Annotated in this window: 10 protein-coding genes and 2 rRNA genes (1 of these 12 running past the window's edge); 5 read left to right on the top strand and 7 right to left on the bottom strand. The window is 55.2% G+C overall.

What is annotated here, in order from left to right:
* Position 1: 1 nt before the first annotated feature.
* The 3 genes from ACUZ9P_RS00430 to ACUZ9P_RS00440 all read right to left on the bottom strand — a co-directional run bounded on the left by ACUZ9P_RS00430 (position 2) and on the right by ACUZ9P_RS00440 (position 5,597).
* Complete coding sequence (locus tag ACUZ9P_RS00430) at positions 2-3,919, bottom strand: MFS transporter (RefSeq protein ID WP_449248207.1); 3,918 nt, start codon at positions 3,917-3,919, stop codon at positions 2-4.
* On the bottom strand, positions 3,916-4,209 hold the full coding sequence (locus tag ACUZ9P_RS00435) for an ArsR/SmtB family transcription factor (protein ID WP_449248208.1): 294 nt from the start codon (positions 4,207-4,209) through the stop codon (positions 3,916-3,918). The genes ACUZ9P_RS00430 and ACUZ9P_RS00435 overlap by 4 nt, the downstream gene beginning before the upstream one ends.
* 239 nt (positions 4,210-4,448) lie before the next feature.
* Positions 4,449-5,597 (bottom strand): LacI family DNA-binding transcriptional regulator, encoded by a 1,149-nt coding sequence (locus tag ACUZ9P_RS00440; protein ID WP_449248209.1) that lies wholly within the window; start codon positions 5,595-5,597, stop codon positions 4,449-4,451.
* 288 nt (positions 5,598-5,885) lie between these two features.
* On the opposite strand from ACUZ9P_RS00440, the gene ACUZ9P_RS00445 reads away from it, so the two are divergent.
* The 4 genes from ACUZ9P_RS00445 to ACUZ9P_RS00460 all read left to right on the top strand — a co-directional run bounded on the left by ACUZ9P_RS00445 (position 5,886) and on the right by ACUZ9P_RS00460 (position 9,730).
* Positions 5,886-7,229, top strand: coding sequence for an MFS transporter (locus ACUZ9P_RS00445; RefSeq protein ID WP_449248210.1), 1,344 nt, complete (start codon positions 5,886-5,888; stop codon positions 7,227-7,229).
* Positions 7,230-7,233: 4 nt separating this feature from the next.
* Positions 7,234-8,055, top strand: a complete 822-nt coding sequence (locus ACUZ9P_RS00450) for a phosphodiesterase (RefSeq protein WP_449248211.1) — start codon at positions 7,234-7,236, stop codon at positions 8,053-8,055.
* A 297-nt stretch (positions 8,056-8,352) separates the two neighbouring features.
* Positions 8,353-8,937: a TetR family transcriptional regulator C-terminal domain-containing protein gene (locus ACUZ9P_RS00455; protein WP_449248212.1), complete on the top strand. Its 585-nt coding sequence runs from the start codon at positions 8,353-8,355 to the stop codon at positions 8,935-8,937.
* 127 nt (positions 8,938-9,064) lie between these two features.
* Complete coding sequence (locus ACUZ9P_RS00460; protein WP_449248213.1) at positions 9,065-9,730, top strand: type 1 glutamine amidotransferase domain-containing protein; 666 nt, start codon at positions 9,065-9,067, stop codon at positions 9,728-9,730.
* A gap of 112 nt (positions 9,731-9,842) precedes the next feature.
* On the opposite strand, the gene ACUZ9P_RS00465 is transcribed toward ACUZ9P_RS00460, so the two are convergent.
* Both ACUZ9P_RS00465 and ACUZ9P_RS00470 read right to left on the bottom strand, forming a co-directional pair.
* Positions 9,843-10,340 (bottom strand): nitroreductase family protein, encoded by a 498-nt coding sequence (locus ACUZ9P_RS00465; RefSeq protein ID WP_449248214.1) that lies wholly within the window; start codon positions 10,338-10,340, stop codon positions 9,843-9,845.
* Positions 10,341-10,374: 34 nt separating this feature from the next.
* Entirely contained in the window at positions 10,375-10,914 is a 540-nt protein-coding gene (locus ACUZ9P_RS00470; RefSeq protein ID WP_449248215.1) for a flavin reductase family protein, read from the bottom strand.
* 514 nt (positions 10,915-11,428) lie between these two features.
* On the opposite strand from ACUZ9P_RS00470, the gene ACUZ9P_RS00475 reads away from it, so the two are divergent.
* Positions 11,429-12,562 (top strand): DUF362 domain-containing protein, encoded by a 1,134-nt coding sequence (locus tag ACUZ9P_RS00475; protein ID WP_449248216.1) that lies wholly within the window; start codon positions 11,429-11,431, stop codon positions 12,560-12,562.
* Between the two features lie 755 nt (positions 12,563-13,317).
* Here the strand turns inward: ACUZ9P_RS00475 and rrf are convergent.
* Together rrf and ACUZ9P_RS00485 are read right to left on the bottom strand one after the other, a co-directional pair.
* Positions 13,318-13,432: ribosomal RNA gene (gene rrf, locus ACUZ9P_RS00480) — 5S ribosomal RNA — on the bottom strand.
* A gap of 45 nt (positions 13,433-13,477) precedes the next feature.
* Positions 13,478-15,459, bottom strand: a 23S ribosomal RNA gene (locus ACUZ9P_RS00485); it runs 952 nt beyond the window's last position.

Below are 15,459 nucleotides of genomic sequence, written 5' to 3' on the forward strand. Positions count from 1 at the left end.
GCTAACCCGCTTCAACACTCCCTTTCAATGCCCTGTAGTCCGTTTTGCCGCTGCCCAGCAGGGGGATCGCCTCCACCTTCACAATGCGCTTTATAGCGTACAGGGATGAAAGCCCCGCCCCGCGCAGGGCTGCGTTTACTTCCGGCAAGGAGAGCACCAGCGGGGTGAAGAGCATAATTGCCGAGCCGCTTTCTTCCGCTGTGGCTTCCACTGCCAGCGCTGGGCCTTGCTCCGGCGCATCGCCCCGCTTGCCGAATATTTCAAGCAACACTGATTCGATCTGCGGCAGAGAAATCATTTCTCCGCCAATCTTCACAAAACGCTTGAGCCGCCCCTGAAATGTCAGGCGGCCAGTTTCATCCATTCGCACAAGGTCGCCCGTGCGGTACCATGTATGGCCTTCAAACTCCACAAAGGGCGAGGGCGCATCACTCAGGTAGCCGCCAAAAATGCTGGGGCCGCGCACCAGAAGCATGCCGGTCTGCCCCGCCTCCACGCGCCCGCAGATATTGCCGTCTTCTTCGCGCACAAGGGCCAGCGTTACCGAGGGCATGGCGTGGCCTATGGTTCCGCACACAATGTCGCCCGGCCTGTTGACGGAAACCACCGGAGAGCATTCCGTAACGCCATAGCCCTCACAAAGCGCCGCTTGCGGGCATTGCGCGGCAAAAGCGCGGTAGACGTGATCCGGGCATTTCTCCGCCCCCACGAAGGCGCAGCGCAGGCTTGCCAGATTTTCTGTCCCTGCTGCCCGATCAAGCACTGCCCCAAGAAAGGTTGGCGGCGCGGCCATGAGCGAGAGTCTGTAATCGCGCACCAAAGCCGCCAACGGGCCGGGTTCTGTGGGATTGGGATGAAAGGCGGCCCGGATGCCCAGCGACAGGGGCAACACAATATTCACCATGAGGCCGAAGGAATGGAACGGCGGCAACATGGCGAGCACGCTGTCGTCCGGCTCAAGGTGCAGCACCTCCACAATATCGCGGGCATTGGCGAGCAGATTGGCGTGGCTCAGGGGCACGGCCTTGGGCAGGGATTCCGAGCCGGATGTAAAGAGCACCGCCGCTGTTTCCGGCACCTTGTAGTCTTTCAGATTACGCAGCAAGCGGGCTTTGAGGACGCCGCAAAGCTTCTCCCATATGGTCAGCGATGCCGCCAGTTTGTCCAGCAGCACCCACTGCACTGACAGGGATGCAAGGTCAAGCCCCTGGCGTTCCAGCCGCTCCTGCAAGGCTGTTGCGCTGAGAATATGGCTGACCCCGGTTATACTGATGCAGTGGCGGAGATTGGCTTCGCCCACTGTCCAGTTGAACAGCACAGGCGTCTTGCCTGCCAGCAGTGCGGCAAGCCACACCGTAACCACTGCGGGCGTGGCGGGCAGCATGATGCCAAGGCGCTCGCCGGGCAGCGTCCGTAAACGGGGAGCCAGAATCAATGCGCCCATGAGGATGTCCCTCCGGCTGCGCAGGCTTGCGCGGTCAGCCAGCAATGGCTGGGCAGGGTCGGAACGCACCTGGGTCAGAAAGGCATCTGCAATGGTTGCGGCGTGTTCGGGTATGGCAAACTTATTGTCGGCGGCAGGCGCAAACCAGCCAGCAGGGGCGGGAGCGTCCGTATTGGCCTCGCCAAGCTGACCGCTCGCCGCCAGCAGGCAATCACGCACAGTAACCAGAAGTTCCAGATTTGCGATATTGGTGCCGTGCGCCCCTTCCAGGCTGAGGGCCAGATCCATGAGTGCCAGGCTGTCCAACCCCAGATCGCCGCCCAGAGTCATATCGTCCGAGAGCGGCTGACCTTCAGGCAGGCCAGCCGCCTCACGCAAGGCCGCATACACGGCGGCGCGCACTTCCGCAGGGATATCTGCCGCCTCTGGCGCGCGGTTTTGCGGCACGGCATCCAGAATCCGCGCCTCGCTGCCCTGCCAGAAAAAGCGGGAAATCCCCTGCGCCGGGCGCTCCGCTTGATTATAAAACTGCTCCAGCCAGAGGTTGAGCACACGCTTGTCGCCCGTGCGGGGCAGATCAGCGGCTTCCACAAACTCCACCGCCACGGGGCGGCGCGGTGTGAAGAACACCAGATTGGCAACTACCGCCAGCGCGCCCCGCAGCAGCACCTTGCCAAAATGCGGCGCCTTGCCTGTGGCCCCATAGCCGAAAGCACTGCCCCACAATCCCGTTGTGCGCACCAGCACCACCCGCAGGCCGGGCATTTTTTGCAGAACAAGCGCTGCCCCGGAGTTGCCGCCAAGGCTCTCCCTGGCTGAGCGATAAATCCTCCCTGCGGGATAGAGCAATACGTTGTCCCCGGCCTGCAAGGCATTCAGCACGGCCTGCATGCCAGCTTCAACGCCCTGCCGGGCCTTGGCCCCATCCTTCATGGCGTCAGGAATAAGCACTGCGCGCAGGGCCTTTGCTGCCAGCCGCCCAAACGGGCCTTCCATCTGGCGCTCGTCTGCCAGGGGGCGCGGCGCATGATCTGCCAGCAGTGAATATATAATAATAGGGTCAATCAGCGCGGGATGGTTGGGCATGAACAGGATAGGGCCGGGGCCGGATATGGTTTCAAGCCCGGTCGCCGTCACTTGGTAGCGCAGGCTCAGCAGTAGACGCAGGCACACGCCCAACAGGCTAAAGTGCGTGCCGCAAGAAAGCATATGTGCAATGCGCACGGCGGCCCAGCCGATGAAAACCAGCGCCACAAGGCCGCTGCCAGCCAAAAGCCAGGCCGGCGGCACCTTGCCCAGCCATGCGAACAGCAGCCCGGAAAGAAGTATGCCGCTGAAGCACGAAAAGTTGGAAATCCCCAAGGTTTTGCCTTTTTCCGTGGACGCTGGCTTTACCTGAATAAAGCTTACAAGCGGGATGAGGTACAGGCCGCCGCAAACGCCGGAAAACGTCAACAGCAGAAAAAGCCAGGGGAATTGCAACGCCTCCGGCAGCAACGGGGCAAGGCCGGAAAGCACGAGGCCAAGGCCAAGCCCTGCGCCCGCCGGAACCATAATGCGCCGCCAGCTTGTGGCCTCGTACCGCCCGGCCAGAACAGAGCCTATGCATATGCCAATCATCATCGCCACAGAAAGCAGGCTCGTAACGGTAAGCGAAAAACCAAGCTGGATGATGCCGAGATTATTGATGCACAACAGGGCAAAGGACGACAGGCAGTAGAAAAAAGCTTCCCCTGCCAGCGTGAGAAACAGGTGCGGGTCGCGCCTGCGGCACTCCAGCGCATGGAGTACGGAATGCACAGGCCCCAACAGGGGAAAGGGAGCGTTTGCCCCCGCAGAAACAACGCTCTTGCCAATACCGAAGGCAGACGCCAGACCGATAACAGCGATAAATACAGCCACCGCACCCACTGCCAATCGGCCAAAACCGTGCCCTCCCTGCGGGATGAATGCGGCAAAGGCTGAAAATTCCGGCAGATCCAGCACCATGCCCCCAGCGGCGATACCCAGCAGAATAGTTGCCGTGGTTGCCAGCTTGAGCAGTGCATTGACCCGTGGCACCTCCAGCGGAGGGAAGTTTTCCGGTATGGCTCCGTTAAGGGCCGGGCTGAAGATTGTGGATTGCAGGCCCATCAAAAAAACCACGGCCACCATGCCCGTCCAGCTCATGTTCACGAGCGCCCACACACCATAGAGCATGGCAGCCAGTTCCATGAATTTGGACCAGATGACCATTCTATTTTTGGGCATGCGGTCGGCCAGCCAGCCAGCCCAGGCAGAAAAAGCCACAAATGGCAGGGCGAACATGGCGGAGGCAATGCCCTGAATGGACTCAAGCCCCGCACTGGCGGCAAGCAGCAGCGCGGCCTGTTTGAAAAAATTGTCGTTGAATGTGCCCATGGCATAGGTGGTGCCCATGCTCAGTAGTATTTTTTTCCCACTGGCTGCCGGGAGTGATTCGGACGGCTGGTTCATGTGTTTGTTCCCTTTTCTGCTTGGGGCTGCTCTGCGGCCCCTTCTTGCAGATCTTCTTCAATAAAGAGGCGAAGTTTTTCCAGAGAATCCAGCACAATATGGTGGCATACAGAATACAGTGCCTGCCTGCCCTCGCGCCGCACGGCGAGGATTCCGGCTTTTTCCAGCACGGCAAGGTGATGCACAATGGTGGAACGGCCAAAATCAAATTCTGCGGCAATATCCTTGATGGAAAGCTCCTCGCCAGGCTCGAACAAAAGCAGGATGCGCTGGCGTGTGGTATCCCCCATGGCTGCGAATACTGCGGCTACGGGCTGCCAATGGTCAGGGAGGGTATTCAGATACGTCGTTCTCATAACTATATAACTAGTTTTTTAGTTATAATAAGTCAAATAAAAATTTTCATCAATTATCACAAATAATTGTTTTGAATAAATGCAGGAGGGACAACATTACCATCACTGGTCAGGGGGCAATTCCCCACTGTGAAATGCCCCCTGCTTCCCGGTCTTTATTACCAGCAATGTCCTCAGGATTCGGACCTATTGGAACACTGCACCGAGCCAGCCGTGCGCGGCGCAGCAGTAGAAGTGCGCGTAATGAGTTTATGACTGTATTCCACACGGGTGATATTTCGGTCAGAGGCCGCACCGCTGATTTTATTGTGCAAAATTTCCAGTGCGTTGCGGCCTTTGTCGCGCATATAATGCTCAACCGTGGTCAGTGCCACGCCCGCAAAACCTGAAGGGAAAATATTGTCAAAGCCGCAAACACTGTAGTCGCCAGGAATGGTAAAGCCTGCCCCGCGCACGGCATCTATCACGCCGTAAGCCACCATGTCGTTCACCGCCACAAAGGCGGTGATTTTTTTGTCATCAAGGCATTTGCGCGTCAGCTCAAGGCCCACAATGTGTTCGATCTGCAAATTCTCCAGCTCTGTCTCGGGGCTGATATCCCGGCTTTTTACCAGCACCGTGCCTTGGGGGCACAGTTGGGCAAAGGTGTCGCGCAGGCCCTGCAATCGCTGCATGCGGATGGGGTTGGCCTGATCCAGCGTAGTGGAAATGTAGGCCAGATGCTGATGCCCCAGATCGTGCATATGCCGGGCAATGAGGCTGCCGGCATCGTAATTGTTCAATTCCACCGTATCCACGTTAAGATCCTGCCGCCTGTCGCCAATAACAACCATGGGCAACTTGCGGTCAGCCTTTTCAAGCACTTCTTCCGGATGGGCCAGCAGGGCAAAAATAATACCTGCCATGCCCATATTGCGCGCAAGGCGCAGGGCCGCCAGCTCGCTCTCAAGGCTGCGGTAGGTGGTATAGATGCTGGTGGCATAGCCCTTGAGCGCGGCGGCCTGCTGCATGGCCTGAATAACGGTGGAATAATATGGATTGGTGACGTTGGGGGCCACCACAAGCACTGAGGGAACGTTTGCACACCCCGTTGCCCTCCTCGCACCCCGATAACCAAGGCTTTCCGCCGCCGCAAAAACTGCGGCAATGGTTTCGTCAGCAAACGACACACCTTCGCGCCCGTTGAGCACCATAGAAACCGTAGCCTGAGAAACTCCGGCTGCCTTTGCCACATGGGCAAGCGTGACTTTTTTTGCGGCGGTATGCCTGACGCGACTCTTGCTGCTTGCTTCTGCCGTCATGGCAGCCTCCTGTTCAGTCATGGGCGATTCCACACGGCAGACGCATGGCAACCAGGCCTAAGGCTTTATTCAGATTTTTATGTATCAAAAGAATTATTTTTTATTTAATAAATATTCAATTGACACAATTTTTTTCAACGTGATATCAAACCCTAAATTTAGCCATATTCAACATTATTTTTGAAGTGGAGGCAATTAAAAAATTTTATATTAAAATTTTATTTCACCGCATGATTAAAATTCAATTAAAATTTTAATTGCACCCGCAAAAAAATTGCGGTGCTGACAGCCCACACGGAGGGTGTCTGTATGGACGACAGCTCACAGCAAAAATACGTTCCTTCCAAAAAAGAAATGCGCAAGGTCGTAATTGCCAGCCTGCTTGGCGCCACCATTGAGTGGTACGACTTTTTCCTCTACGGCGTGGTGGCGGGCATTGTGTTCAACAAGCTCTACTTCCCCACCGCCGACCCCTTCATCGGCACCATCATGGCCTACAGCACCTTTGCCATCGGCTATCTGGCACGCCCCCTTGGCGGCTTTATATTCGGCCATTACGGCGACAAGCTCGGCCGCAAGCGCATGCTCATTCTCACCATGCTCATCATGGGCATTGCCACAATGGGTATCGGCCTTGTGCCCACATATGCCTCCATTGGCATTGCCGCGCCCATCCTTCTGCAAACGCTGCGCCTGTGTCAGGGCCTTGGCCTTGGCGGCGAGTGGGGCGGCGCGGTGCTCATGACCTATGAGTACGCCAGCGATCGCCAAAAGGCCTTTTACGCCAGTATCCCCCAGATGGGCCTTGCCACTGGCTTGTGCCTTTCTTCCGGCATGGTTGCCCTGCTCTCCTGGCTGCTGGACAACGAGCAGTTCCTGGAGTGGGGCTGGCGCTTTGCCTTCCTTGTGAGCGTGGTGCTCATCGCCATTGCCCTCTATGTACGCACGCATATTCTGGAAACCCCCGAATTCCGCAAGGCCGAAGCCAAGGGCGATACCAGCAAAAAGACCCTGCCCATCGTGACCGTGTGCAAAAACTACCCTGGCAACATTGCCCTGGGTGTTGGCGCGCGGTGGATTGACGGCGTGTTCTTCAACGTGCTGGCCGTGTTTTCCATCACCTACCTTGTGCAGCAGATCCACACCACGCGCACCGAGGCCCTTACGGCGGTCATGTTTGCGGCCCTGCTCATGTGCCCCTTTATTCTGATCGCCGGCCACCTGGCAGACCGCTTTGGCCGGGGCCGCATTTACGGCCTTGCCAGCCTTGCCTGCGGCATCTCCATCTTCCCCTCGTTCTGGCTTATGCAGAGCAGCGGCGGCAACATGTTTCTGGTTGGCCTTGCCATCGCCATCCCGCTGAGCATCTTTTACGCTGGTGTTTTTGGGCCCGAGGCCGCGTTGTTCTCTGACCTCTTCCCGGCTGAAGTGCGTTACACTGGCATTTCCATCGTGTACCAGTTCCCGGGCTTTCTGGTTGCGGGCATAGTGCCCGGCGTGTGCACCGCACTGATCCAGTGGAACGACGGCGATCCCTTCTACATCTGCATCTTCGTACTCGTAGCCGCAGCAACCAGCGCGTTCTCGGCCTTTACCATCCAGGCGCGGCATAACAGACTGGCTGCGCAGGCTGCGGGAACCGCACAGGATTAGCATCATGCGTATATTGCAACTTTCAGACACGCACCTGCGGGGCGACCACAGCCTGTCTTTCAGGGTGGTAGATACCCGGCGTTGCCTGGACGAAGCCGTGGCTCACGTGAAAAACCTGACGCAACAGCCGGATATTATTGTCATCACAGGCGATCTTGCCGACAGCGGAGACCTTAACGCATATCACATTCTGCACGACGAACTCTCACCCATTGGGGTGCCCGTGTACGCCGTGCCCGGCAACCACGACAGGCGCGACCGCCTGCGCGAGGTAATGCCCCACTGGTGCCCGGCCAAGGAAGATATTGCGCCCTACCTCTGCTATACGGTGGAAGAGGATAACCTTCGGCTGATCATGATGGACAGCATGAGCCCCGGCTCCCATTCCGGTCACTTCCCCGCCGAAACCGGCGACTGGCTGGAGCGTGAACTGGCAAAGCGCCCGGATACGCCAACCATATTCTTCATGCACCACCCCCCGTTTGTTACGGGCATGGGGGCCATGGACGAACCTTTTGAAAATGTGGAGCGCTTCGCAGCAATTGTAGAGCGCAATCCGCAGATGCGGCTGAGTTTCGGCCACATGCACCGCCCCATCGTCACCGAGTGGCATGGACGGATCGCCATGACAGCACCTGCGGTTTCCATGCAGATAGACCTTGATCTCTCCCCCGAGGGCGGCGACACCTTCCGCATGGAAACGCCGGGCTATCTGCTCCACCACTTTGACAACGGCGTGTGGAATTCCCACATCTGCCAGATTGCAGTGCAGGCTACGTTTGCCGGGCCGTATCCCTTTGCTGGCTCGGTGAATCCTACCCAATAGTGTTTCCCGACATGAAACACCCGCGCAAGCGGGCCGGGGCTGCCGACATCGTGTCGGCAGCCCCGGCACCCTCCAGAAATCACGCCGCATATCTGCCTTCCCCTCTTTTTTTCTGCCCCACTTGTGCCAAATCCACTCACTTTGAGATAGCTTTTCGCATTTGAGAGCGAACTCCAGCCTTAAGCCGCCACTTGCAATCCAAGTGGACACTCCTCTTCACATTGCCCACACCAAGCTGATGAAAAACTGGACACAGCAGATATTGACATCACTATCAGACCGGTCTAATTTTTAGACATGAAAGAAAGCGCACGAGAAAAAATAATTGCTGCCGGTGTTGAAATAGTCGCTGTTTCCGGCTTCAACGCCACAGGCATAGATGCCATACTCAAGGCGGCAGGCGTGCCGAAAGGCTCGTTCTACCACCATTTTGGCACCAAGGAAAACTTCGGCATCGAGGTCATCAACCTCTTTGCTGAAAACTATACAAAAAAACTGCACGGCTACCTAGATGATGAAACGCTGCCCCCACTCCAGCGCATCCGCAGGTATCTGGAAGAAAGCATTGAACGTACAGTGCAGGACAACTTCAGCAAGGGTTGCCTCATCGGAAATCTGGGGCAGGAGCTGGCCGCTCAGAGCGAACGGTTCAGATGCCGCCTGGAAGAAGTCTTCCACGACTGGCTCGGACTTTTTGCCAAGTGCCTGCACGAAGCGCAACAGGCTGGCGAGCTGAACCCGGGGCTTGATCCCCAGTCGCTTGCAGGCTTTCTCCTCTCTGGCTGGGAAGGAGCCATTTTGCGGGCAAAGGTCATGCGCTCGCCCGAGCCACTGAAACAATTTGTGAACGTGCTGTTCACAAGGGTTTTAACAGCAGGGTAATTGTTATGCCGCAACAAGAAATCGGCAATCCTGAGGAGGCGGGGCAAGCCCGCGCATGCCCGGGCCACTGTCAGCCAAAATCTGCGGCATCCCAACCCACACCACACATATAACAGCGAGCATTCTTATGAACGCGCAGAAAAAAATACTTATGGTTACGACCAGCGCCGATGCCTTGACCAACGGCAGAAAAACAGGCGTGTGGCTTGAAGAAATCGCGGTTCCCTATCTTGCTTTGTCAAAGGCTGGCCTCTCCATAACCGTTGCCAGCCCCAAGGGCGGGGCGGTGCCCGTTGATCCCCACAGCCTTGATGATGCATCCGTTGCCAAATGGCCCGACATCCTTGAACTGCTGAAAAATTCTGCACCCCTCAAGGAGATTCAGGCTGAAGGCTTTGACGCCATCTTTCTGCCTGGCGGGCACGGCACCATGATGGATTTTGCCACCGATGCCGAGCTGAAACGCCTGCTCAACGATTTTGCCAAGGCAGACAAGATTATTGCGGCAGTGTGCCACGGCCCAGCTGGGCTGGTAGGGGCAAAAAAAGCTGACGGTTCCCCCCTTGTGGCGGGCAAAACCATAACCGCCTTTACCGATGATGAAGAAATTGCCATGCAGCTGGAAAAGGCCGTTCCATTTATGCTGGAGACAACACTGCGCGGCGAAGGCGCTAACTTTGTGGTCGGCCCCATGTGGGCGCCGCATGTGGAAGTGGACGGCAAGCTCATAACCGGGCAAAACCCGGCCTCCAGCGAACCCATTGCCCAGGCGGTTCTTGAACGGCTGCGGTAAGTTATCTCGTATAAAAAGCGGCAACGCCCGGTTCCCCATTACTCTGGGGAACCGGGCGTTTTCCGTTGGCCTTGGCCAGGCGTTAGCACACGGTCGGAAGTCCGGCCAAAAGTTATTTCACGTAGTGGATGCGCTCCGCATTAAACCTGTCCTGCTGCGTTTTTTTCTCCGCAGGATAGCCCAGTGGGAAAATGGAAAAAGCCCTCTGCCCCGCTGTCACAGGCAGAATTTTTTCCACCTTTTCCATCCGGTCTTCGTCAGGGGCCACACCAAGCCATACGCCGCCCAAGCCCAGTGAATCCACCGCCAGCCAGAGGTTTTGCATGGCTATGGCAAGATCAATCTGCGCATATTGCGGAAAGCGGCAGCCCTCCTGCCGATAGGCAGCCACAATGGCCAGAGGGGCGTCTGCCGCGCACCCGGCATATGGGCTGACCTTGGCGAGCGCGTGCAACTTTTCTCTGGATGTCACCACATAAAAATCCCACGGTTGCTGATTGCCCGCAGAGGGTGCGGCCATGGCGGCGCGCAATATCTGCTCGACCTTGTCACTTTCAACGGCGCGGTCTTCAAACTTACGCACGCTGACCCTGTGGAAAATTTCCTTCATGGGACCCCCTTGGCTAGTGTGCTGCCAATTTAAATTATTGCAGAATATATGCGCTGACAATTTCGCCATAATAGGCGATGTGCGCATCGCGGTTTGCTCCAACTGCGGAGCCGTCAACATCCTGAGGATAAAACTTTGACTGGTATTCGGTGATCAGGCTGGGGAGATCCTGCTTCTGCTTGTACACGATCTTGCACTCAAGGGTGAGCGGCAGCTCCTTGATGGCGGGGACAGAAATAAGTTCTGAATCCACAAGGGTCAGGCCAGCTTCAGAAATTTTATCCAGATTTCGCCCGCATTTTGAGCCGCAAATACCAATAATTTTTTTGGCATATTCTCCAAAAGGCACGTTAACGGTGAATTCTGGATTTTTATCCAGCAATTCGCGTGTAAAACGGTGTTCGCGCACATAGGCAACAAATACCGGGCTGGACCAGTCAATGCCGAGGGTTCCCCAGCCAATGGTCATGCTGTTTACCCGGCCATCTGCCTTTGAAGTAAGCAATATGCCCTTGGGCAGAGCTTCAAGAATATTCTTGGCATATTCGGCAACGATAATTTTTTTTCTTTCCATAATTCAATCCTCATTTGGGTGGTAATATACTGCGGGCTTAAAAGCCACTCGGCAGATTTGTGGGTGCAGCCAGAACGGGTTTGGTGGGGCATTGATGATTCCCGCGAATAGGGCTTGCACTCCCTTGAAAAAAAATGCCTGTTTCCCGTGTTGCGAATCAATTATTAGACCGGTCGTATAATAAGTCAAGCAGATTTATTTGTCGCAGCATGAGGGGCATACTCGGCAGCATAACCATTTGCCCATATTATGATTTTGGAGAATAAGGCAAACAAACAGGAGAATCGTGCTAGCGACCAGCCCCTTGGCAGGGGTATGAAAATATCGGGATTAAGGCCTGCCCGCTCTTGGCAGCCCCCTGCCGCAGGCGGTATTCTCCTCATGGCAGCCGCGCCATGAAAGCGAGAAATAAAAATTTTGTAACCGCGCACAAGTTGCTGCACTTTTTGGCTCACGCTCAATTATGCAATACAATCTTTCCGGTTCATACAGCTAAACGCAAAGGTGAATACTTATGGAAAAAGCAAAGGTGTACTTTACAGATTTTCGCACCAAGGCTTTTGGCGATGGCTTGCCCACCAAGCTGAAGAAAATGATCAAAAAAGCAGGCATCGGTCATATTGATATGAAGGGTCGCTTTGTTGCCATCAAACTGCACTTTGGAGAACTTGGCAACATCAGTTACCTGCGCCCCAACTATGCGCGCGCTGTTGTTGACACGGTCAAGGATTTTGGCGGTAAACCGTTCTTGACCGACTGCAACACCATGTATCCCGGTAGCCGCAAAAATGCCCTGGAGCATCTGGAATGCGCCTGGCAGAACGGTTTTACGCCCCTTACGGTGAATTGCCCCATCATCATTGGCGACGGACTCAAAGGCACGGACGAAGCCCTGGTGCCTGTTGTGGGCGGCGAATATGTCAAGGAAGCCAAGATTGGCCGCGCAGTTATGGACGCCGACATTTTCATCAGCCTCACCCACTTCAAGGGGCATGAGATGACCGGCTTTGGCGGAGCCATCAAGAACATCGGCATGGGTTGCGGATCGCGCGCTGGTAAAACAGAGCAGCACAGCAACGGGCAGGCAAATATCAAAGAATCGCTGTGTGTAGGCTGCAAGGCCTGCATCAAGCAATGCGCCAATGACGCCTTGCACTACTCTGCCGAAACCAAGAAGACTACAGTTGACCACAATAACTGCGTAGGCTGTGGACGCTGCCTGGGTGCGTGTAATTTTGACGCCATTTCCTTTGCGCATGATGCCGCCATTGAAATGCTCAACTACAAAATGGCGGAATACACCAAGGCAGTGCTGGACGGTCGCCCGCATTTCCATATTTCGCTGATTGTGGATGTTTCACCCAACTGCGATTGCCATGGCGAAAATGACGCGCCCATTCTGCCCAACATCGGCATGTTCGCCTCATTTGACCCGCTGGCGCTTGATCAGGCCTGCGTGGATGCCTGCATGAAGGCAAAGCCCCTGCCCGGCAGCCAGCTTGCAGAAAATCTTGCGAAAAAAGGATTTGTGGATCACCACGACCACTTTAAAAATTCTGGTCCCGAATCCGAGTGGCGTGCCTGTCTGGAGCATGCCGAAAAAATCGGTTTGGGCACGCGCGAATATAATCTGATTGTGGTGAAGTAAGCAGCAATTATTGCAAGCGCAAAAAAGGCCGGGGCAACCCGGCCTTTTTTGCGTAATGCCGCATGAAGCAAAAACTCTAACTCTCAAGCGCCAAAGCACAGGCAAACACTAGGGAACCAGCATTAGCGGAGTCACGTTCAGCACATTCGGGCAAAATTTTGCTTTCCACGAGTCACTAACATCCAGGCCTTTAAAGGGTCATGGTGAGGGATAGCTATGGCGTTACCTTTCACTCCGCCTTTTGCAGGACGGGTGTGTGATTATTGTGACGTAGCCTGCCGCCTTGCCTTTCGCAGGTCGTGATTAGGAGAGGGTTGTCGCGTCGCCTTCCTTAAACTCGCCGGAGCGTAGGCGGAGGCGACGTGCTGGTGTTGGGCGAGTTTGCAAAATACGCATTTTTGTGGACTGACAAGGAAAAATTAGTTTTTTAAGCGCAGCGTACTCAAGTACGTGAGCATTAAAAAACTAATTTTGACGTAGTCAGGCCCAAAAAGACGGGTTTGCGTAAAAGCGGCTGACGGGCTCTGGCAGAACTGCAAGCAAGGAGGTTCAAGGGTTTCGGGCAGAGGGAGGCTGTGAAGCAAGGGAAAGAAGAAGAAGAAGAAGAAGGCCGCGCCCAAGGTGGCGGTGAGGAGGTAAAGGGGAGGGATGTTGATGCAGTCAAGGAGACAGCGAGGAATGGGGTGGGCGGAGGGAAAGAGTAAGGAAAAGACAAAGCCCCTTGCGCTAGTAGCAGCAAGGGGCTTTGGAGCAATCGTTGACAGCGGCCTACTTTCCCACATGACGTTATGCAGTATCATCGGCGATGGAGAGCTTAACTTCCGAGTTCGGAATGGGATCGGGTGTACCCTCTCCTCCATGGCTATCAACGAAATTTGTCAAAATATTAATTGACAGGGACGGAAGGATTTTTTCAAACACAAGCCTCACGGGCTATTAGTACTGGTCAGCTCCACACCTCGCGGCGCTTCCACCTCCAGCCTATCAACGAGGTAGTCTACCTCGGCCCTTTAGGGATTGCTCCAGGGAGAACTTATCTTAAGGCAGGCTTCCCGCTTAGATGCTTTCAGCGGTTATCCCTTCCGCACATAGCTACCCTGCTGTGCCGTTGGCACGACAACAGGTCCACCAGGGGTGCGTCCATCCCGGTCCTCTCGTACTAGGGACAGGCCCTTTCAATTCTCCAGCGCCCACAGAAGATAGGGACCAAACTGTCTCACGACGTTTTAAACCCAGCTCGCGTACCACTTTAAACGGCGAACAGCCGTACCCTTGGGACCTGCTTCAGCCCCAGGATGTGATGAGCCGACATCGAGGTGCCAAACCGCATCGTCGATGTGAACTCTTGGATGCGATCAGCCTGTTATCCCCGGCGTACCTTTTATCCAATGAGCGATGACCCTTCCATTCGGGATCACCGGATCACTAACACCTACTTTCGTACCTGCTCGAGATGTCTCTCTTGCAGTCAAGCTCCCTTATGCGTTTGCACTCGACGGCTGGTTTCCAATCAGCCTGAGGGAACCTTTGCATGCCTCCGTTACTCTTTAGGAGGCGACCGCCCCAGTCAAACTACCCACCAGACACTGTTCCCTCACCGGATAACGGTCGAGGGTTAGGGACCTGAAAAAACAAGGGTGGTATTTCAACAATGACTCCCCCCATACTAGCGTACAGAGTTCACAGTCTCCCACCTATCCTACACATGCAGTTCCAAATCCCAATGTCAAGCTATAGTAAAGGTGCACAGGGTCTTTCCGTCTTTCTGCGGGTACACGGCATTTTCACCGCGACTTCAATTTCACCGAGTCTCTGGCCGAGACAGTGTGGAGATCGTTACGCCATTCGTGCAGGTCGGAACTTACCCGACAAGGAATTTCGCTACCTTAGGACCGTTATAGTTACGGCCGCCGTTTACCGGGGCTTCAATTCGAAGCTTCGCTTGCGCTGACCTCTCCTTTTAACCTTCCGGCACCGGGCAGGCGTCAGTCCGTATACGTCGTCTTTAGGACTTCGCACAGACCTATGTTTTTAGTAAACAGTCGCCACCACCATTTCTCTGCGGCTCCCTCAGGCTCGTTAAGTGAATTAACTTCACCCGGAGGAGCACCCCTTCTTCCGAAGGTACGGGGTTATTTTGCCGAGTTCCTTGGCCAGAGTTCTCTCGAGCGCCTTGGATTATTCATCCCACCCACCTGAGTTGGTTTGCGGTACGGTTTGCACATCCTAAACTTAGAAGATTTTCTAGGCAGTATAGGCTCAACAGCTTCAGACCTTACGGTCACGGACTCGCGTCTCGACGTAGAGCGGTACGGATTTGCCTGTACCACACGTCTACCTGCTTGCACCGGGACAACCAACACCCGGCCTGTCTACCTTTCTGCGTCCCTCCATCGCACAGATGTACAAGTACGAGAATATTAACTCGTTTCCCATCAGCTACGCCTTTCAGCCTCACCTTAGGGACCGACTAACCCTGGGAAGATTACCTTTACCCAGGAAACCTTGGGTTTACGGCGAACGGGTTTTTCACCCGTTTTATCGTTACTCATGTCAGCATAATCACTTCTCCACAGTCCAGCATGCTTTACAACACACCTTCAGCCCGTGAAGAACGCTCCCCTACCAGACCACATACGTGGAATTCAAAGCTTCGGTACTATGCTTAGCCCCGTTACATTTTCGGCGCAACGTCATTAGACCAGTGAGCTATTACGCTTTCTTTAAACGATGGCTGCTTCTAAGCCAACGTCCTGGGTGTCTCTACAACGTCACCACCTTAACCACTGAGCATAGATTTGGAGACCTTAGCTGTTGATCTGGGCTCTTACCCTCTCGACAATGGACCTTAGCACCCACTGTCTGACTCCCATGGTACATCTGACCGGCATTCTGAG

This window comes from Desulfovibrio intestinivivus, from assembly GCF_053570665.1.